Below are 18,333 nucleotides of genomic sequence, written 5' to 3'. Positions count from 1 at the left end.
CGAACTTGGCCGATATGCGGCGCAAATGGCCGGGGTTGTCAGTGGCGGCGCTCGACGATATACCGCGCCAGGTCACGCAATGGCTCGGCTGCCGCGTCGAAAGGTCGCAGGGCATCCAGGGCCTGGTCACGCAGCTCGATGGCGTATGCCTTGGCGGCTTCCAGCCCCAGCAGAGCCGGATACGTCGGCTTGTCCCGTGCAATATCGGCGCCTTGGCGTTTGCCGAGGGTGGCGGTATCGCTTTCCACGTCGAGAATATCGTCCTGCACCTGGAAGGCCAGGCCGATCGCGCGGGAATAAGTCTGCAGGGCCGCCAGTTGCTCGGCGTCGGCGCGGCCGCTGGCCAGGGCGCCCAGGTGCACGGCGGCTTCGATCAACGCGCCGGTCTTGTGGCGATGCATGTATTCAAGGGCTTCTTGATCCAGCTTGAGGCTGACCGAACCCATGTCGATGGCTTGGCCGCCGACCATTCCGGCCGGGCCAGCAGCGTGGGCCAGGGCAGTAACCATGCGCAGGCGGATCTCGGCGTTGACGCTGCTTAGTGCCGGGTCCAGCAACGCGCTGAACGCCAGGCTCTGCAAGCCATCCCCGGCCAGGATCGCGTAAGCCTCATCGAAGGCTTTGTGGGTCGTGGGCTGGCCGCGACGCAGATCGTCGTCATCCATCGCCGGCAGGTCGTCGTGTACCAGGGAGTAAGCGTGGATCAACTCCACCGCACACGCTGCGCCATTGGCCTCGGCCGCCGGCGCGCCCAGGGCTTCGCAGGCCGCATAGGCCAGCAACGGGCGCACCCGCTTGCCGCCATTCATCACGCTATAGCTCATGGCTTCATAGAGGCGCGTCAATTCCGGGCTTGGTGCAACAAACAAGGGCTCCAGCGCCGCATTCACCCGGGCTTGGCTACTGGCCTGATACGCGCTGATCATTCCGGCTGTTCCGCATCGAAAGGCTCTTGCGCCAACTCCCCGTCGCGCTCCAGCAGCACCTGGACCTTCTGCTCCGCCTGCGCCAACGCGCTCTGACAGTCGCGGGTCAGGCCAATGCCTTGCTCAAATGCCGTCAACGAGTCTTCCAGCGACAACTCGCCGTTCTCCAGACGCTCGACCAGGGTTTGCAGGTCGGCGAGGGATTGTTCGAAATCGAGTGCAACTTTTTTGCGGGCCATGGCGGCAATTCCGGTAGACGGTAAACCGGCGCGACACTAGCAGACATGGGGGATTGGGGCAAATGAGTGGGGCTGTTACTGCCGGGCGGGATTGATCTGATAACGCGTGCTGCGGCCGCCTCCGGGGAGGCGTGTCAGGCAGTTTTTTTCCAGTAGTCGGCCAGGTGGCGTGTTGTTGATTCATAAGGAGAAGCCTGGGGGCGTGTGAGCCGAATAGAGAGAGTATTCGGCTCATTTTGTGAGCTGATTGTGCTTTGTATTCGGCTCATCGTCGAGGCGCTACTGGGCCACAGAGTGCGTTCTCAGGGGCGCGTTTGATATTCAACGGAAGCTGACGTCGATTCTGTCGACTTTTAGTTTTATGAAGCGCTCGTTACATTCAGGATGGTCGTAGTGAATGTCCTCATCGTTTAATGAGACGAAGCTGTGAAATTGTGTGTTGCGTAGGTTTCCATAAAGTAGGTAAGCGTATCCGGAATTTGTCTTTTCAATCAGTGGTGTTCTCGGTTCAACCCTTTCAATCTCGTAATCGTCAGATAGATTCATTGTCAGCTCGACGTCATACGTCTTTCCGACTTCTATCTCATGTGGGGAATAGCTGACGAAGCAATTAATGATGACTCCCTCGATGAGCAGTATTACGTCCTCTTCTATATGGATGCTGGTTTCTATAACTCGTGCTTTCTTTAATTTCACGTCTAGTGCCTAGAAGTAGAAAAAAACACCGGTTTTTCTATCGATAGCTAACTGGGTTAAATGGATTATTTTTTCTAATAGTTCGGGGTTTTCAGGCAAGGAATTTTTTTTTAAAATTCTTAGCATTTCGGTGAGCTCTTCGGAAGTGTTAATGTGTTCGTCCTCATAGTCATCGATGATCTTTTTTAAAGAATCATTGATCTCCTCGTATATTCCCGATTTCAAGAGTTGTTGGTGCTCTATGCTTGTGAGGAGCACACGCTCCATCTGGTCGTTTGGGCACGCATTTAGGTCTAGCAAAAACATGGCTTCGCCAGTCAATGGCGTGCAAATCAATTTCATCGAGAATTTCCTTTTTTAAAATGTGTGACTTCATTGTATTCGCTTTGTGTTCTTCCCATCTGTTTGCCAGAAGAGGAGGTTTTGTTGTTGGGGATTGCTCCGGCTAAACTAAGATAACGCCTGGATCCCGGCAAGGACGGGTCGTGAATTCTAAAGTAATTACCATTAAGGTCCTCCACTATTTCAATCCCGCTCTGAGGGTTTTTGTATATTTTCTTTCCTTTATCTGTAGTTATTACTATCGGGTCAGGCCCAGCAAATTTAACGATATTTTCGTTCAGGTCAGCGGTCTGCCAATTGGCCGAGTACCGGGCTGCTGGCTGTGCTCCTCCTGCTTTTGGTAGCTCTGGTTGACCCTCATTAACTCGAACTGCCTGGGCTGATTCACGCGCTTCAATCTCGGGCTTACAGCCATCTTCACCGGGGCATGCATTTAGACCTAGTGGATCCACCCATCCCGTCGGATTGGGTACATACCGGTACCCATTGATCCCACCCGCCAACTTCACCGGATCCGGCGTGAGGTAACGACCAATGTCCGGATTGTAGTAGCGATGGCGGTTGTAGTGCAGCCCGCTTTCTTGGTCGAAATACTGTCCTTGGAAACGCAGCGGATTGTCGATTTTGCCCACGTCGAGGCGGGCGATCTGGCCGTAGGCGCGGTAATGGGCGGACCAGACGATTTCGCCCTCGGGGCTGGTCAGTTCCTGCGGTGTGCCGAGGTGGTCGAGTTGGTAGTGGTAGGGCTTGGTGTCCTTTGGACCATAGCCTTCCAGCAGCGCCAATGGGCGGAAGCTGTCCGGTTCGTAGATGTAGCTGCGATGACAGTCCTCATGGTGTTCGGCAATCAGCTTGTCGCCTTGCCAGAAAAACTCCGTGGTTTTGTCATCTACGGTTTTGCTGATGCGCCGCCCAAACGGGTCATAGCGATAACTGGCGGTTTCGCCGTTCGGTTTTGTGACGCCGATCAGTCGATGCAGGCAGTCGTAGCGGTATTCGGTGACGAGTTGATGACCCTTGCCGCGCCGTTCGCGGATCAGGTTGCCGAAGGCGTCGTAGTCATAGTGGCGGTCGCCCTGGATCACCAGGCGGTTGCCGGCAACGATGTCCGGGCCGGGGCGGTCTTGCATCAGCAGGTTGCCCGCTGGGTCGTGGGCAAAGCGCTCCTGGACGTCTTGGGAATGATCGGCGCGGGTCAGACGATTCAGTGGGTCGTAGCGGTAAAGGTGTTCGCCTTTGCGGGTGTCGAGCAGGCGGGTGAGGGTGCCGCTTTTGTCGTAGTCGTATTGGCGTTGGTAGAGGTAGTTTTGCTGCTGCGTAACGGCGTGGGCGTGCAGGCGGTTTTGGTCGTCGTAGTGGTAATGGCTGAGCAGTTGACCTTGTTGGCGTTGGTGTTCGCGGCCGCTCTTGAATAAGTGCGAGGTGAGCACCTCACCATTGAGCTCGATGGTGGCGAGGTGGCCGCCTTTGTCGTGGTTGAAGGTGAGGCGGTTGTTGTCGGGTAGGCGCAGGTTTTTCAACTGGCCGCAGGCGTCGTAGCCGTAGCGCAGCGTGCCCCAGCCTTGGTGTTCGGCGGTCAGGCGGTTTTGTTTGTCGTACTCGTAGGCCAACGCCCAGTGACCGTCTTCGACGCTGAGGAGGTTGCCCTGGCGGTCGTAGGCATAGTCGACAACGCTGGCATCGGGCAGGGTTTTTCGGACGAGGCGACCGGCGTGGTCGCGCTCGTAGCGGGTCACTAGCTGACTGCCATCGTCGCCGTATTCGGTCTTTTCCTGCAGGTTGCCGTTGAGGTCGTAGACGTAGGCGGTGCGTTGGCCGTCGAAGCCGATTTCCCGCTGGATCAGGCCGTTGGGGTGGTAGTCGAGTTGGTAGGTTTCGCCGACTTCGTTTTCGATTTCGGTCAGCAGTAGCCTGGCGTTGTCGTAGCGGTACTTGACCTGGGTGCCGTCGGCGTTGATGCGGCGGCTGATCAGGTGCAGGCCATTGGCATATTCGTAGCGGGTGACGTGGCCGAGCTCATCGCGCTCGGCGATGATTTTCCCGTAGGGGTTGTAGCTGAACTCTCGTGTGGCGCCGCCTGGCAAGACGAGGCGAATCAACCTACCGACGCTGTCCCATTCATAAACGGTCTGGGCGCCGTGTTCATCCTCACGGGCAATCTGGCGCCCTAAATCGTCATAGCGATAACGCTTGATCCCGCCATTGGGCAATTGCTCTTCCAGCAACTGCCCACGCTCATTCCACACCAGCCGATGGCAACTGTGATCCGGGTACCAAACCCCAGTCAGTTGCCCGTGTTTGTTATAGCTGTAGTCAGTCGCGCTGCCATCCGGATCAATCTTGCGGATGACGTCACCCTGGTCATTGCGCTCATATTTCCAAACCGCCTCACCGCGCCTTACAACCCTTAAGAAGCCGTTGTCATGCTCGTAAGACGTCGGCTCATCATCCCCCGGAAACAACGCCACCAAGCGCCCAGCTTCGTCGTACTGATAAGCCGTCACCGCGCCCAGCGGGTCCTGCTCGACGGTCAGCCGGCCTTTGTCGTCATAGGATTTGAAATGCTCGGCGCCGTCCGGATCGATCCGCTGCACCAACCGCGCCCGGTCGTCGTGGACATAGACTTCCTGGCTGCCATCGGCGTTATGCACGGTGACACGGCCGTCATCCCCCCAGGCATAGCGCGTGTCCATCTGCGAAAAGCTCGCCCAGTGCCGGACGCAACGCGCCGCCTTGCCGGAGCCTTCCCACTCCCAAAAGAAACTCGCCCCACCGGCCAGCTGCCGCTCAAGAATGACGTGCTGATCGTCGTACCGATAACGCTCGCTTTCACCGACGGCATTGGTCGCGCAAACCAGTCGTCCCGCTTCGTCATAGGCGTAGGAAACAACGTTCTGCTCGGTTTCCCAGACGTAAGGTGCACGCCCTGTGGCGCGATGAACCTGGTAGTCCACCGCCACGATGTGATCCAGCTCATAACGCAGCAGCAGCGAGCGGCCAGCACCGTTATCCAGCCGCTCAATCCGCCCGGAACGATCACGGCAAATGCGTAGACGGTTGTCATACGCATCGCTGATCGAAACCAGTGCACCGTCGCGAAAGTGATAGAACCGCGACGCCTGGGCCAGTACCAGCTCATCAGGCGTCGAGCCCAAGTAGATCGCCGCTTCCGCCAGGCTGTTGGTAATCGCGGGTCGAGCAGAAGTCGGCAAGGGCAGGGTGGTCGAGCGGTTCTCATGGTCGGTCCACACCACCGAATCGCCCGACACACAAAGCCTGTGCGCCAGTGCATGACTCCAGCCAAACCCCAACCCGCAATCCACATCCACCGCACTGGTGCGATACAGCCGGGTCCACTCAAACGGCAAAACCCCGTCCAGCGCGCCGTCGGTGAGGGTGAGTAATTCTTCCCCGGTGACCATCGACACCGGGCAGCCGTTGGTGACCGTCTTGTCCGCTGGCGCCGCCGCATCTCCCTTCGGATTCGACGCCATGACCGGCACATCATCCACACGCTCTTTCTGCGTCAGCACCGCGTTCTGCCGCGCCCGCCAGCGCATCTGCATCGTGCCTTGTTTCACCCAGCCGACCACACCGCGAACCGCCACCGCTTTATAACGGTCGACCGCTTGCATGAACTTGGTGAGAATTGCCAGAACCCCCTTCACGAAGCCCACGGCAGCCTTAAGGATTTGTGCGCCATGCTTCACCAGGCGAACGCTCAAATACGCCACGCCCGCTGCCGGCAACGCTATGGTCAACACCGCGCCAATCACCAGGTCAATCAGCAACGACACCATAAAACCTGCGGCCGCTTGCGCGACTTCACGGGGCGGTAACGCGTCCAGCCAGATCATGGCGGTGCGCAGTAACAGGTACAGCGCCGCCTCGTCACTGGCGAGCAACATCGCCTGTTCCATGACCTTGGGCGCATCGGTGGCGATCTGCGCCAACTTGGCCGCCTCGCTACCCAGTTGCTCGACGTACTTCAGCGGATCTTCGAGAATCGCCTGCACCAGCTTGATGCTGTCCCACACATCCGTGATCGCCGCCCAACTGCCCGCCAGCACGCCGCTGCCAATCGCGCTGGCAGTAGAGCGTTCCCAGTGGGGTTTGAAGTCTTTCCACTGTGACCGAAGCCACTGTTCCAAGTCCGCCGTCAGCCCTGCATAGGAGGCAAACAAGGCCTCCACTTGCTGCGCTGAAACACCGCCCTGAACCCGTACCTGATAGCGCCCGCCAGCGGCGCAGTAGTGCGAGCCCTTGCCGTGCTCATCGAGCATCACCCGCGTGTAGCTGCCGTCATCCAGGCCGATCACCTCAACCGGGATGTCGCCAATCGGCACGTCATACGCTGATTCGAATTTGCTCTCGATCTCCAGCACGCCACCCACCGGGCAACGGGCCACGGTGGAGAAATCTGCATCGGTAATGCTCACCGAACGCTGCGAATCCCCAACCCGCAACACTCGGTCCATGCCCAGCAACGACGGCATATCCGCTGCATGGCTGACCGAATCCAGCGCGCGCGAATACCAGGCGTCCATTTGCTGGCGGTACTCCACCAGGCTCTGATGGAAGCCATCCAGCTCATGTTCGATAGCGGCAATGTGGGCAGCGTGGGTCATCCATGACGTCTCGACAGAAGGCAAGGCGTCGGAGTCTGCCGCAGCGAAAAGCGGCTGGATGAACGGTTTGGAAAATCAGATTGCCCTTACACGGGGCTCGCAAAAGTCAGCGGCAACTCATGCGTAAGGGCTACTTCAAATGGCGACACTACTGATTGACGAGCAGTGCCCTTGGGCGTCTTTCAGTTGGGTTTCAAACTCAATCAAGCCCGCCTGCATCCGTTGCAACACGGCGATTTGCGCGGCCAGCGCGTGCTTCTTGTTGGTGATGGCTTGGTCCGCCCTGTCCCAGGGAAAGGCGTCACCGTCGTACCCCAGCAAAATCTCCTGCAACTCCTTGAGTTTGAACCCGAGCTGCTGGGCGCATTTGATAAAGGTCAGTCGCTCTACGCTCTGCGCCGTATAAACGCGGTAGCCGCCAAGGCGTTGCGGCTCGGGCATCAATCCAATCGCCTCATAGTGACGAATCGCCTTGATGGTCGTGCCGGACAACTGCGCGGCTTTGCCTATGTACATGAAAATTCCCTTTCTCAAATAATGCGCCGGCCTGTTTCAGCCACCGGGACCGCTGCGTCAACGTAGAGCCCAACACGGGGCCAAACAGCAGCGTCTTGCTCGGCGTGATGCCGCACAGCGCCAGCGTGGTGCGACGCATCTGGTGGATGGCCGGCATGCGGTAGACCCAGCGGTAATACCACGCCGGCGTGTCCAGGGTCACTAACAAGTGCGCGCTTCGGCCCTTGAGTAGCTTGTCAGGGAATGCCTTGCCTGCGCGGTATTTGAAGGCGAAGCCGGGTAGGAAAACTCGGTCGATAAAGCCTTTCATCAGTGCCGGGATACCACCCCACCAAACAGGGAAAACCCATGTGAGGTGCCCGGCCCAAAGGATGTCGGCTTGGGCGCTGAGCAAGTCGGGTTCCAGTGTTTGAGCCTGGGTATAACCGTGGTGAAGAATCGGGTCGAATGTGAGGTTACCCAGGTGCAGGATGCGTACTTCGTGACCTGCCGTTTTTGCAGCGTGGATATAGGTCTGCGCCATGGCTGAACAAAAACTATCGGTGGACGGATGGCCGAGAATGACCAGGATGCGCTGACTCATGCTGAAGGCTCCTGAAATGGGCGTTCAGGGTAGGGGGTGCCGTATAGGGGAGAGTCAAGGGCCACAGCCAGTGCCAGCAGGACCTTTCTGCAAGGTACGCGAACTGGTGCTGCTCTACTGGCAGATCGGTCGCGATATTTTGACCCGTCAGAACGATCAAGGCTGGGGTAGCAAAGTGATCGATCGCCTTGCGCAGGATCTGCGGGCGGCCTTTCCAGACATCGAGGGTTTTTCGCCGCGCAATCTGAAGTACATGCGTGCTTTTGCCGAGGCGGGGCCAGAAGCGGAATTTGTGCAACAAGCTGCTGCACAATTGCCCTGGGGTCACAACCTAGTGTTGCTCGATAAGCTTCCGGGTCCCGAAACACGTCGTTGGTACATTCTCCAGGCCGTTAAACACAGCTGGTCGCGCAACACGCTGATGATGCACATTGAAAACCGCCTGCTGGAACGCAGTGGCAAGGCCGTCAGCAACTTTGAAAGCCATCTGCCCAAAGCCCAATCCGATCTGGCGCGTGAAACCCTCAAGGACCCTTACCGCTTTGACTTCCTCAGCCTGGGCCTGAACGCGCAAGAGCGTGATATTGAAAACGCCCTGATCAAGCATGTCACCGACTTCTTATTGGAATTGGGCGCAGGCTTTGCCTTCGTAGGCCGGCAAGTGCTGTTGAATGTGGGCGGTGACGAATTCTTCGTCGACCTGCTGTTCTATCACTTGAAGCTGCGTTGCTACGTGGTGATCGAACTCAAGGCTGGCAAGTTCAAGCCCGAACACTTGGGCAAACTGAGCTTCTACCTCGCAGCTGTGGATGCCGAGATAAAGCACCCACAGGATGGCCCGACGATTGGTCTGTTGTTGTGCAAAGGTAAAATGAGGTGGTGGCTGAATATGCACTGCGCGATAACAACCGACCTATCGGCGTGGCGGAATATCAATTGGTGGAATCTTTGCCCGCAGAATTGCAAACCAGTTTGCCGAGTATTGAGCAGATCGAACGGGAGTTGGCGGGCTAGGGGCAAGCAACGGAAAAAGCCTGCTTTTCAGGGCAGGCTTATCACGCTGGGTTTGCTTATTTCTGATGAGCTGTCAGCGCCGCGTAACCGTTCATCAAGTTGCGATAGTTGGGAATCCGCTGGGACAACAGGTTACCCAGGCCTTCGATATCGTTGCGCCAGTCGCGGTGCAGCTCACACGCCACCGAGAACCAGTTCATCAACTGCGCACCGGCCTGCGTCATCCGGCTCCACGCCGCCTGCTGCACCGTGGTATTGAACGTGCCAGATGCATCCGTCACCACAAACACCTCAAAGCCTTCCGCCAGCGCCGACAAGGTCGGGAACGCCACGCACACATCCGTCACCACGCCGGCAATGATGATCTGCTTGCGCCCGGTGGCCTTGATCGCCTTGACGAAGTCTTCGTTGTCCCAGGCGTTGATCTGGCCTGGGCGGGCGATGTACGGCGCATCCGGGAACATTTCCTTCAACTCTGGCACCAGCGGGCCATTGGGGCCTTGCTCGAAGCTGGTGGTGAGGATGGTCGGCAGGTTGAAGAACTTGGCCAGGTCAGCCAGGGCGAGCACGTTGTTCTTGAACTCGTTGGGGGAGAAGTCCTGCACCAGGGAGATCAGGCCGGTCTGGTGGTCTACCAGCAGAACAATGGCGTCGTCTTTGTTCAAGCGGTTGTAGGTGGGAGCGCTCATGGTTGAATCCTTTTTGTTTAGGTTGGTTGGGCGTTGCGTTCAACATGGGCACAGATTAATGGGTGGGTGGCGGGGGATAAATCGGGTGGGACGAGTCTTACTGTCAACTTAAAGGAGACAGCGAGCGAACGATTGGGGGCGCCGTACTAATGCGCATAACGCGAATGAATTGCCTGATTTTGAGTAGCCAGCAGGTACGATCCCTTTCATTTGCAGGACGTTTCCGAGAGAATCCCAACCGCTTGCGCCAGTGGAATTGGGTGACTAGGCTGCTGACCGTCACTGCTAATTCAGTGATCGGGTTTAGTCGCCCGGATTCGATTGGCGCATAAGCAACTCATGAGTCAGGCACTCTTTCGCCTGCATCTTATGGTGGCTGTGCGCAGGGCACCTTCGGGTGCGCCGGGTTCCAATCGACCGGTCGACTAACCTGCGTACAGCTGCCACCTTTCGTTTAGTCGCGTAAATGGCAGCTTCAAATTATCGATTGGAGTCTTGCTATGGATAACGTTGTTTCGGATTTGCCGTCGTCAGGCGCGACCAACCCATTCACGGTCAATGAAGAACTGAGCTTCGAGGATGCCTGGGTGCAGGTGGCTGAGTTGCTGCATTGTGCGCTGGCTACGTCGCAGGTGATCGGTGAGTCAGTGGCTGCGCCGCAGAGAGCGGTGATGCATTTGGTGGAGATGGCGAAGATGGTGGCGGATCGGGCTGTGGAGTGTTTGCAGCCTAGGTGATATGACGTCGCCTGTTCGTTTTTATCGTCCAGGCGACTTATTCACGATTTCCTTAATCTCGGCTCAGAAATACGGCTTGAATTCGTTGCCGTCGCGAATCAGCAACTGCATCAGCTTTGGATGAATGAACAGTTTTTCCTTTCCGACCTGAACCTCTTGCAGAACATCAATGGAGACCAGCTCTTTGAGGTAGCGAGAAGCAGCCTGGCGCTGGGCGATCTGCTTGTCGACGACGTTGCTAATACGGCAATAGGGCTGCTCAAAAATCACGTCCACCAATTCGCGTGAGTAGGTTTTCGGCAGACGCTCGCGAACAAATTGGCTGGTGTGTTCGGACAGGCTGCGAATGGCGGCAATTTTGGCACTGGTCCAGCGAGCGGTTTCTTCCACGGCAGTAAGCATGTACAGCAGCCAGGGCTCCCAGGCCTGTTCGCGTGTGACATCAAGCAGTAGTCGATAGTAATCGGCTCTATGCGCAATGATGAAATGGCTAAGGTAGAGAATCGGTAGATTCAACAGACCTTCCTGGATCAGATACAGGGTGTTTAGCACGCGCCCGGTACGACCATTGCCGTCTGTGAATGGATGAATAGCCTCGAACTGATAGTGCCCGACAGCCATGCGAACCAGCGGGTCGAGGTCTGTCTCGTTGTGTAGAAAACGTTCCCAGTTGGCGAGCAAGTCGCGTAAGCGATCTTCGCCCTCTGGTGGGGTATAGATGATTTCTCCGGTCCGATCATTGGCTAGCTGGACGCCTGGTACTCGACGGATGTCCATGTCTACACCCTTGAGCGTTCGACAGATCTCTACTGCTGTGCCGGTAGAGGTGGACGTTCAGCCAGCGACTGGAAACCGTTATGTAGAGCCTTGCGGTACCGGAGGGCTTCTTTGGTCGCGTGATCTGCATGATTGGCGCCATCCTGGGCATGCTGAAAGAGTAAATCTGTAGTAGTGACAATACTTTCGATCTCGGAGCTGTCCTTGGCTTCCAGCAGCGGGATCGTATTGATCAGCATCGTTTGGTTAGGAATCAGCTCGGCTGCTTGTTTCAATTCGGCCAAGGCTGCTCGAGCTTCGATGCAGCGTTTGAGGACTGCTCGGGTTTCCAGTTCTGCCTTTGGCGGCAAGGGTGGAAGCTGGTTATAGGGTCTATCCGCCTGCCAAGGCCGCTGGGGGTTAGTCATGGGCGCACGCTCACTAGGACGTCCAATTAAAGGTGAGGCCGCTTTTATAAGCGCCCTTGTCATGTCGCTAGTGTAAGCCCGCGTGCATAACGTGTCGTTATTTTTGTATTTTTGCGACATGTTTCATCCTCGTGTCGCTGTTGGCGACATGTTGGATATCGATCAGGTTGCTGATTATTTGGGTGAAGCAATGAAGAAGGGGTAATACACCTAAATTGCGTCGAGTCATTTTGATATTGCTGGAGCCCACTGGCCTTTGAATGGCTGCCTATTGCACCAGAGACATGTTCAGGGAGCGCAGAGTGGATCTTTAAGGCTACGTGATTGATGTTTAAGGAGGGGCATTCTTACAGGCATTAAAAAGCCGGCTTGTGGCCGGCTTCTCGGGGACTGCCTCAGCTTGTTTTTGACAAACCTCACCAGCCTTCAAATCGCTCAGCCCACATGGCGTCGGGCTGAATAGTAGGGGCATCCGCGGGAACTCCTCCGCATCGCCTGACAGGGCAGATAGCTAAGCCATCCCCCTGCCAAATGTGCGGCGCATTCTACCCACATTCCCCTCAGTTGCCCACCTCCGGTTCCGATTTAGAGCCTTCCCAGCCCAGCAGGTGCTCATCCAGCGGCACGGGCGGGCGGCGGTTGTTAAGGGTGGACCACCAGAATACCCAGCCGACAACCTTGAAGCTTTGTTCGAAGCGTTCTTCGTGGTTGAGGTATTCGTCCGGGTGTTCGGCGGCGTTGTGGCTGCGCAGGCGCAAACCACCGCCAGGTCGGTTGTAGAGGTATTTGATGCGCAGCATCCCGTCGTGCTCTACCGCATAAATTTCGCCGTCGATGATTTGGGTGCGGCCTCGGTCGATGGCAAGGGTGGCGCCTTGTTGGATGATGTCGGTCATGCTGTTGTCGACCATGTAAGCGCCTACCGCGCGGTCGGGATGGACGTTGAGGGTTTGCAGGCTGTGCCGGGAGACGCGGATGCGTTCGCTTGAGGTGAATGTGGGGTGGAGGGGGATCTCCACGTCGGTTGTTTCCGGACGGCAGGCGGGGCCTGTGAGGTATTTGCCGGTGTCTTCGCGGGTGGGCAGTAGTTTCCTTGTGTCGGGGCCTTCCAGCAGGTAGTTGGCGGGCGGGTGTTTGGGGCCTCGGCCGTCGCTTAACCAGCGACTTGAGACGCACAGCAGTTCTGCTATCTCGTTGAGTCGGCCCATGGGAACGCCGCGTTTGAACCAGTTGTTCACGTGTTGAGGCGTGACGCCGCGGTTTTTGGCGAAGTCGGAGGCGGAAAGATTAACTTCCCGGAGTAGCGCTTTTAAACGATCACCTGATGTATTCATAAACGCAGAGTTTACTGGCGGGAAAAACTAATCAAATAAACCATGCGTTGAATTGCATATGTAGGATTTGGCTTAGTTGTGGCTCGATCTTTCAGGTGTGCAACTTAGATAAACAGCGCAAAATAAACATTGAACTTGATGTTTAATTTTGCCCATAAAAAAGCCCCGAACTAACGGGGCTTTTTTATTTGCCGAAGCAAAATCAGGCGCGGGTATCAGCCTTTGTAGGCGGCAACCGACTTCATGATCTCGGCGCGGGCGGCTTCTGCGTTGCCCCAACCGTCGATCTTCACCCATTTGCCTTTTTCGAGGTCTTTGTAGTTCTCGAAGAAGTGCTTGATCTGTTCCAGCAGCAGTGGCGGCAGGTCGGTGTATTCCTTCACGTCCACGTACAGCTGGGACAGCTTGTCGTGTGGCACTGCGATGACTTTGGCATCGCCGCCGCCGTCGTCGGTCATGTTCAGGATGCCGACTGGACGTGCGCGGATAACCGAGCCTGGGGTAACCGGGTAAGGGGTCACGACCAGCACGTCGAGGGGGTCGCCGTCGTCAGCCAGGGTGTTGGGGATGAAACCGTAGTTGGCCGGGTAGAACATCGGGGTGGCCATGAAACGGTCAACGAACAGGCAGTCGCTGTCTTTGTCGATTTCGTATTTGATCGGCGCGTGGTTGGCCGGAATTTCGATGGCGACGTAGATGTCGTTCGGCAGGTCTTTGCCAGCCGGAATCTTGCTGTAGCTCATTGGGCGTTGCCCCCGTTAGTTGGCCATATGACATGGCCGGATTGGCCTAAAAGTGGCGGCGATTATAGGCATATTCTGACGCCGATGCCATGCGCCAAGCGTCGTACGGTCATTCGCCTTGCGGCTGATAACGTGGGTCGCCGGCTTGCAGTTGGGTCAGGCGCGCCAGTGGGTCCTGGCGGTAGAAGCGGCTGAGTTGGGCGTACACCTGTGGATAACGGTTGACCAGTAAATCCGGTGCGCTGAAAAAGTACTCGCTGGTGACGGCAAAGAATTCAGCTGGGTTTTCCGCCGCGTAAGGGTCGATCTCGGTGTCGGCCTCCGGGTTGGCGTCCAGTTGGCGATTGAGGTCGTCGAAGGCGCTTTGCATCACGCTGGCCCATTCCTGCACGCGCATGTCGTGGTGCAGCGGTGGCAGGCCGTTGGCGTCGCCGTTGAGCATGTCGAGCTTGTGCGCCAATTCATGGATGACCAGGTTGTAGCCTTCCCATTGGCCACTGGCGAGCACCCCAGGCCAGGCGAGGATCACCGGGCCTTGTTGCCAGGCTTCGCCGCTGTGTTCGCCGTCCCACTCGTGCTCCACGCCGCTGGCATCGCGATGGCGCTGCGGGCTGAGGAAGTCGTCGGGGTACAGCACGATTTCATGAAAGCCCTGATACCAGTCGAGGTCGCCCAGGTTCATCAGCGGCAATTGCGCCTGGGCGGCGAGCAGCAGGCGTTGTTCCTGGTGCAGGTCGACGCCGGGCAGGGCGGTGAGGTGTTTTTCGGCGAGGAAGATCACGCAGGCTTCGCGCAGCCACTGGTCTTGCTCGGCGCTGATGCCGTCGAGGAAGGTCAGGTGGTGGCGCACCCGTTGCCAGGTGTCATCGGCAATCGGGTGCTTGGCCAGCAGGCGCCGGCGACGCCAGGCGCTTAGGGACCACATGGGCAATCAGTGTGGGTTGGCTTCGGAGGACGTGCGGCCAAAGCGGCTGCGCACCACGCCAATGATCATCGGCACCAGGGACAGCAGGATGATGAACACCACCAGCAGCGACAGGTTTTTCTTGATGAAGGGCACGTTGCCGAAGAAGTAGCCCAGGGTCACCAGGCCACCGACCCAGAGGATGGTGCCGAGTACGCTGAACCCGAAGAAGCGCGGGTAGGGCATTTTGGCCACGCCGGCGACGAACGGCGCGAAAGTACGCAGGATCGGCAGAAAGCGCGCCAGGGTCACGGTCTTGCCACCGTGCTTGTCGTAGAAGTCGTGGGTCTTTTGCAGGTAGTCGCGGCGGAAGATCTTCGAGTTGGGGTTGCTGAACAAGCGTTCGCCAGCGGTTCGTCCTATGACGTAGTTGGTGCTGTCGCCGAGGATCGCCGCCAGCATCAGCAGGCCGGCCAGCAGCACTGGGTCCATACCGCCGCCAGCCGCTACGGCGCCAGCGATAAACAGCAACGAATCACCCGGCAGGAATGGCATGACCACCAGGCCGGTCTCGCAAAAAATCACCAGGAACAGAATGGCGTAGATCCACGGACCGTAGTTGGTTACCAGCATGTCGAGGTAAACGTCGAGATGCAGGATAAGGTCAAGCGGGTTGAAATCCATGGATGGCACCTGTGTGAATGGCCCGGCTCAGCGGGCCAGTGCGGGGACGACGGGTAATAAGGCTACAAGTGTATGTCGTGGTTCTTACAACCTTGAGAGGTCCGCATTATACGGATTGAATGGTGAAAAGCGTGTGGCTTTTGTAGCGGGGAGTGTCGTGAAAGTGTGAAGCGGTTGGCTTGGTTTTTTGTGGGAGGGGGCTTGCTCCCGATTGCGGTGGGTCAGGGACAAATTCGTTAACTGACACCCCGCCATCGGGAGCAAGCCCCCTCCCACAAGAGATCTACAGTGTTTGGGGGATTGGGGGTCAGTCTTCGTTGATCGGTAGCACGTAGTTCTTGAACTCGGTGTCTTCACGAAAGCCTATGGACTCATAGGTCTTCTGCGCCACTTCATTGTCGCTGCTGGTGGATACCCGCAATCGTACGGCCTGGGTTTCCTTGGCCATCTTCTTGGCCGTGCGCATCAGGTTGTCGGCCACCAGTTGCCGGCGGGCATCCTCGGCTACATAGATGTCATTGAGGATCCACACCCGTTTCAGCGACAACGAGGAAAAGCTCGGATACAGCTGGCAAAAGCCCAGCAGTCGCTTGTCATCATCATCGGCCAGGGCCAGGTAGATCACCGATTCCTTGCGTCGCAGGCGCTTTTCGAGGAAGGCCCGGGATGAATCCGGGAATGGCAGGGCCCCGTAAAACTCGCGGTATTTGACGAACAACGGGGTCAACAGGTCCAGGTGTTCCAGGGTCGCTTGAGTAATCCGCATGCCAGGCCTCAACTTCCAAATGGGGTATGACCACGCGAGCGGCCGTGACTTGATGCTGCCTAATGCGGCAAAAAAGCGCAATCGTGCCGCTATCGGTCACTCGGTGGGCTGAGCAGGAAATTGCCCTTCATCAAGTCCGGGTCGTCGGATTCAAGCGTCTGAACCTGTGCCTCATCCTTGAGGTTGACCCCCGACAGTTGCCGGCGACACGCCTCACGCATCAAGTACAGCAGGCGATGGGCCGCCATGCCATAGCTCAAGCCTTCCAGCCGCACATTGGAGATGCAATTGCGATACGCATCGGTGAGGCCCACCTTGGGGTTGTAGGTGAAATACAGGCCCAGGCTGTCCGGTGAGCTGAGCCCCGGCCGTTCGCCGATCAGGATCACCACCATTTTGGCGCCGAGTAATTGTCCGATTTCATCGGCCACCGCCACGCGGCCTTGTTCCACCAGTATCACCGGTGACAAGGACCAGCCTTCGGCGTGGGTCTGTTCCTCCAGGCGCATCAGAAACGGCGCCGTATGTTTATGCACCGCCAATGCCGACAGGCCATCGGCCACCACTATGGCCAAATCCACGCCACCCGGATGCGCCGAAGCGTAGTCGCGCAAGGTTTGGGCCGACTCATCGCTCAAGCGTCGCCCAAGGTCCGGGCGTTGCAGGTACATATGCCGGTCCGTGGCGGCGCTGCGCAGCAACAGGCTGTCGCGGCCACGTTCGGCCAATTGGCCGCTGAGCGCGGCATGGTCGAAGGGCAGGTGCACCGCATCCCGCGCCTGGGCGTGGGCAAACTGGAAGTCCAGCTGGGCACTGGTAGGAATGCTGGTGCCGGTGCGGCCCAGGGCGATGCGCGCCGGGGTCAGGCGGCGTAATTCCAGCCACGGGTTGTCAGGCAATTCTGGTTGCACGGTCGGCTCCTTCATCCCAGTTGCGCCAGAGCGTGGCGAAACGCCGGTGGCAGGCTGTTGCCGAAGCGCACCTTGCCGCCTTCTTGCGTGAAGATGCCCATTTTCGCCAGCCACTGTTCAAACTCCGGCGCCGGTTTTAAACCCAATGTTTGCCGGGCGTACAAGGCGTCGTGGAACGAGGTGGTCTGGTAGTTGAGCATGATGTCGTCGGAGCCGGGGATGCCCATGATGAAGTTGATGCCGGCCACGCCGAGCAGGGTCAACAGGGTGTCCATGTCGTCCTGGTCGGCTTCGGCGTGGTTGGTGTAGCAGATATCACAACCCATGGGTACGCCGAGCAGCTTGCCGCAGAAGTGGTCTTCCAGGCCGGCGCGGATGATCTGCTTGCCGTTGTACAGGTACTCCGGGCCGATAAAACCGACCACGGTATTGACCAGGAACGGCTTGAAGTGCCGGGCCACGGCGTAGGCACGGGTTTCACAGGTTTGCTGGTCGACCCCAAAGTGCGCATTGGCCGACAGGGCACTGCCCTGGCCGGTTTCGAAATACATCAGGTTTTGCCCCAGAGTGCCGCGCTTGAGACTCAGGCCAGCCTCGTAACCTTCCTGCAGCACGCTCAGGCTGATGCCGAAACTGGCGTTGGCGGCCTCGGTGCCGGCGATCGACTGGAACACCAGGTCCAGCGGCACGCCACGGTTGATCGCCTCGATGGAGGTGGTGACGTGGGTGAGTACGCAGGCCTGGGTGGGGATTTCGTAGCGCTGGATGATCGCGTCGAGCATCTCCAGCATGGCGCAGATCGAGGCGATGCTGTCGGTGGCCGGGTTGATGCCGATCATGGCGTCGCCGTTGCCGTAGAGCAGGCCGTCGAGAATGCTCGCGGCAATGCCCGCCGGTTCGTCGGTGGGGTGATTGGGCTGCAAGCGCGTGGACAAGCGCCCGCGCAGGCCCATGGTGCCGCGAAACTGGGTGACCACGCGAATCTTCTGTGCCACCAGCACCAGGTCCTGTACGCGCATGATTTTGGACACGGCTGCCGCCATTTCCGGTGTCAGCCCCGGCGCCAGTGCGCGTAGGGATTGTTCATCAGCCGCGTCACTGAGCAGCCAGTCGCGCAGGCCACCGACGGTGAGGTGACTGACCGTGGCAAAAGCCTGTTTGTCGTGGGTGTCGATGATCAGCCGGGTGACTTCGTCGCTTTCATAGGGAATCAGCACTTCTTCGAGGAAGTGCTTCAGGGGTGTATTCGCCAGCGCCATCTGGGCGGCGACCCGTTCGCCATCATTTTGCGCAGCGACGCCGGCCAGGAAGTCGCCGGAGCGTGCCGGGCTGGCTTTGGCCATCAGGTCCTTGAGGCTGTCGAAGCGGTAGGTATGTGCACCCACCGCGTGGGAAAAACTTGCCATACAGTGTCTCCTTGACGACGCGAGCAGGCGC

Annotated in this window: 15 protein-coding genes and 2 pseudogenes; 2 read left to right on the top strand and 15 right to left on the bottom strand. The window is 58.0% G+C overall.

Translation table 11 applies throughout. From position 1 onward, the window contains the following. Positions 1 to 38: 38 nt before the first annotated feature. From ispA to IH404_RS25125, 6 genes are all read right to left on the bottom strand, one after another. Positions 39 to 926: a (2E,6E)-farnesyl diphosphate synthase gene (ispA, locus tag IH404_RS25150; RefSeq protein ID WP_194439339.1), complete on the bottom strand. Its 888-nt coding sequence runs from the start codon at positions 924 to 926 to the stop codon at positions 39 to 41. Then, a complete protein-coding gene (locus tag IH404_RS25145) occupies positions 923 to 1,165 on the bottom strand; it encodes an exodeoxyribonuclease VII small subunit (protein WP_005791829.1) in 243 nt (80 codons plus the stop codon). Before IH404_RS25145 ends, ispA begins: the two co-directional genes overlap by 4 nt. 705 nt (positions 1,166 to 1,870) lie before the next feature. Further along, positions 1,871 to 2,203, bottom strand: coding sequence for a hypothetical protein (locus IH404_RS25140; protein WP_194439338.1), 333 nt, complete (start codon positions 2,201 to 2,203; stop codon positions 1,871 to 1,873). Continuing rightward, positions 2,200 to 6,831, bottom strand: a complete 4,632-nt coding sequence (locus IH404_RS25135; RefSeq protein WP_194439336.1) for an RHS repeat-associated core domain-containing protein — start codon at positions 6,829 to 6,831, stop codon at positions 2,200 to 2,202. The genes IH404_RS25140 and IH404_RS25135 overlap by 4 nt, the downstream gene beginning before the upstream one ends. Positions 6,832 to 6,966: 135 nt before the next feature. Next, positions 6,967 to 7,347, bottom strand: a complete 381-nt coding sequence (locus tag IH404_RS25130) for a MerR family transcriptional regulator (protein WP_087945265.1) — start codon at positions 7,345 to 7,347, stop codon at positions 6,967 to 6,969. After that, a complete protein-coding gene (locus tag IH404_RS25125) occupies positions 7,286 to 7,930 on the bottom strand; it encodes an NAD(P)H-dependent oxidoreductase (protein ID WP_194439334.1) in 645 nt (214 codons plus the stop codon). Before IH404_RS25125 ends, IH404_RS25130 begins: the two co-directional genes overlap by 62 nt. A gap of 97 nt (positions 7,931 to 8,027) precedes the next feature. On the opposite strand from IH404_RS25125, the pseudogene IH404_RS25120 reads away from it, so the two are divergent. Continuing rightward, a pseudogene (locus IH404_RS25120) lies at positions 8,028 to 8,944 on the top strand (PDDEXK nuclease domain-containing protein); the annotation flags it as partial. Positions 8,945 to 9,000: 56 nt separating this feature from the next. On the opposite strand, the gene ycaC reads toward IH404_RS25120, so the two are convergent. Further along, positions 9,001 to 9,633: an isochorismate family cysteine hydrolase YcaC gene (gene ycaC / locus IH404_RS25115; protein ID WP_003194533.1), complete on the bottom strand. Its 633-nt coding sequence runs from the start codon at positions 9,631 to 9,633 to the stop codon at positions 9,001 to 9,003. 500 nt (positions 9,634 to 10,133) lie between these two features. On the opposite strand from ycaC, the gene IH404_RS25110 reads away from it, so the two are divergent. Then, the gene (locus IH404_RS25110) at positions 10,134 to 10,370 is read left to right on the top strand and encodes a hypothetical protein (RefSeq protein ID WP_005791816.1); all 237 of its coding nucleotides are present in this window, start codon (positions 10,134 to 10,136) and stop codon (positions 10,368 to 10,370) included. Positions 10,371 to 10,433: 63 nt separating this feature from the next. Here IH404_RS25110 and IH404_RS28040 read toward each other — a convergent pair. The 8 genes and pseudogenes from IH404_RS28040 to IH404_RS25070 all read right to left on the bottom strand — a co-directional run bounded on the left by IH404_RS28040 (position 10,434) and on the right by IH404_RS25070 (position 18,302). Beyond that, positions 10,434 to 11,554: pseudogene (locus tag IH404_RS28040) on the bottom strand (Fic family protein). 560 nt (positions 11,555 to 12,114) lie between these two features. Beyond that, the gene (locus IH404_RS25100; RefSeq protein WP_005791812.1) at positions 12,115 to 12,888 is read right to left on the bottom strand and encodes a helix-turn-helix transcriptional regulator; all 774 of its coding nucleotides are present in this window, start codon (positions 12,886 to 12,888) and stop codon (positions 12,115 to 12,117) included. Positions 12,889 to 13,103: 215 nt separating this feature from the next. Next, positions 13,104 to 13,631: an inorganic diphosphatase gene (ppa, locus tag IH404_RS25095; protein WP_005791810.1), complete on the bottom strand. Its 528-nt coding sequence runs from the start codon at positions 13,629 to 13,631 to the stop codon at positions 13,104 to 13,106. Positions 13,632 to 13,740: 109 nt separating this feature from the next. Continuing rightward, a complete protein-coding gene (locus IH404_RS25090) occupies positions 13,741 to 14,556 on the bottom strand; it encodes a M90 family metallopeptidase (RefSeq protein WP_005791808.1) in 816 nt (271 codons plus the stop codon). Positions 14,557 to 14,562: 6 nt separating this feature from the next. Continuing rightward, positions 14,563 to 15,219 (bottom strand): DedA family protein, encoded by a 657-nt coding sequence (locus IH404_RS25085; RefSeq protein ID WP_003194521.1) that lies wholly within the window; start codon positions 15,217 to 15,219, stop codon positions 14,563 to 14,565. A gap of 307 nt (positions 15,220 to 15,526) precedes the next feature. Beyond that, positions 15,527 to 15,985 carry a GNAT family N-acetyltransferase gene (locus tag IH404_RS25080; RefSeq protein ID WP_005791806.1) on the bottom strand — a complete coding sequence of 153 codons (459 nt, stop codon included), beginning with the start codon at positions 15,983 to 15,985 and terminating at the stop codon, positions 15,527 to 15,529. A gap of 89 nt (positions 15,986 to 16,074) precedes the next feature. Continuing rightward, on the bottom strand, positions 16,075 to 16,911 hold the full coding sequence (eutC, locus tag IH404_RS25075) for an ethanolamine ammonia-lyase subunit EutC (protein WP_032803728.1): 837 nt from the start codon (positions 16,909 to 16,911) through the stop codon (positions 16,075 to 16,077). Continuing rightward, a complete protein-coding gene (locus IH404_RS25070) occupies positions 16,908 to 18,302 on the bottom strand; it encodes an ethanolamine ammonia-lyase subunit EutB (protein WP_005791801.1) in 1,395 nt (464 codons plus the stop codon). Before IH404_RS25070 ends, eutC begins: the two co-directional genes overlap by 4 nt. Positions 18,303 to 18,333: the final 31 nt, after the last annotated feature.

The sequence above is a fragment of the Pseudomonas sp. OST1909 genome (assembly GCF_015277575.1).
GTDB classification, from domain to species: Bacteria; Pseudomonadota; Gammaproteobacteria; order Pseudomonadales; family Pseudomonadaceae; genus Aquipseudomonas; species Aquipseudomonas synxantha_A.
Note: the sequence above shows the minus strand (reverse complement) of the source record. Positions and strands in the feature narration are given on the sequence as shown.

What these genes read in the sequence shown, in the direction of transcription:
- IH404_RS25130 (WP_087945265.1), bottom strand. Translation starts at nt 7,347, where the DNA reads ATGTACATAGGCAAAGCCGCGCAGTTGTCCGGCACGACCATCAAGGCG.
- IH404_RS25100 (WP_005791812.1), bottom strand. Translation starts at nt 12,888, where the DNA reads ATGAATACATCAGGTGATCGTTTAAAAGCGCTACTCCGGGAAGTTAAT.
- IH404_RS25110 (WP_005791816.1), top strand. Translation starts at nt 10,134, where the DNA reads ATGGATAACGTTGTTTCGGATTTGCCGTCGTCAGGCGCGACCAACCCA.
- IH404_RS25145 (WP_005791829.1), bottom strand. Translation starts at nt 1,165, where the DNA reads ATGGCCCGCAAAAAAGTTGCACTCGATTTCGAACAATCCCTCGCCGAC.
- IH404_RS25140 (WP_194439338.1), bottom strand. Translation starts at nt 2,203, where the DNA reads ATGAAATTGATTTGCACGCCATTGACTGGCGAAGCCATGTTTTTGCTA.
- IH404_RS25070 (WP_005791801.1), bottom strand. Translation starts at nt 18,302, where the DNA reads ATGGCAAGTTTTTCCCACGCGGTGGGTGCACATACCTACCGCTTCGAC.
- IH404_RS25085 (WP_003194521.1), bottom strand. Translation starts at nt 15,219, where the DNA reads ATGGATTTCAACCCGCTTGACCTTATCCTGCATCTCGACGTTTACCTC.
- ppa (WP_005791810.1), bottom strand. Translation starts at nt 13,631, where the DNA reads ATGAGCTACAGCAAGATTCCGGCTGGCAAAGACCTGCCGAACGACATC.
- IH404_RS25080 (WP_005791806.1), bottom strand. Translation starts at nt 15,985, where the DNA reads ATGCGGATTACTCAAGCGACCCTGGAACACCTGGACCTGTTGACCCCG.
- IH404_RS25090 (WP_005791808.1), bottom strand. Translation starts at nt 14,556, where the DNA reads ATGTGGTCCCTAAGCGCCTGGCGTCGCCGGCGCCTGCTGGCCAAGCAC.
- IH404_RS25135 (WP_194439336.1), bottom strand. Translation starts at nt 6,831, where the DNA reads ATGACCCACGCTGCCCACATTGCCGCTATCGAACATGAGCTGGATGGC.
- IH404_RS25125 (WP_194439334.1), bottom strand. Translation starts at nt 7,930, where the DNA reads ATGAGTCAGCGCATCCTGGTCATTCTCGGCCATCCGTCCACCGATAGT.
- eutC (WP_032803728.1), bottom strand. Translation starts at nt 16,911, where the DNA reads ATGAAGGAGCCGACCGTGCAACCAGAATTGCCTGACAACCCGTGGCTG.
- ycaC (WP_003194533.1), bottom strand. Translation starts at nt 9,633, where the DNA reads ATGAGCGCTCCCACCTACAACCGCTTGAACAAAGACGACGCCATTGTT.
- ispA (WP_194439339.1), bottom strand. Translation starts at nt 926, where the DNA reads ATGATCAGCGCGTATCAGGCCAGTAGCCAAGCCCGGGTGAATGCGGCG.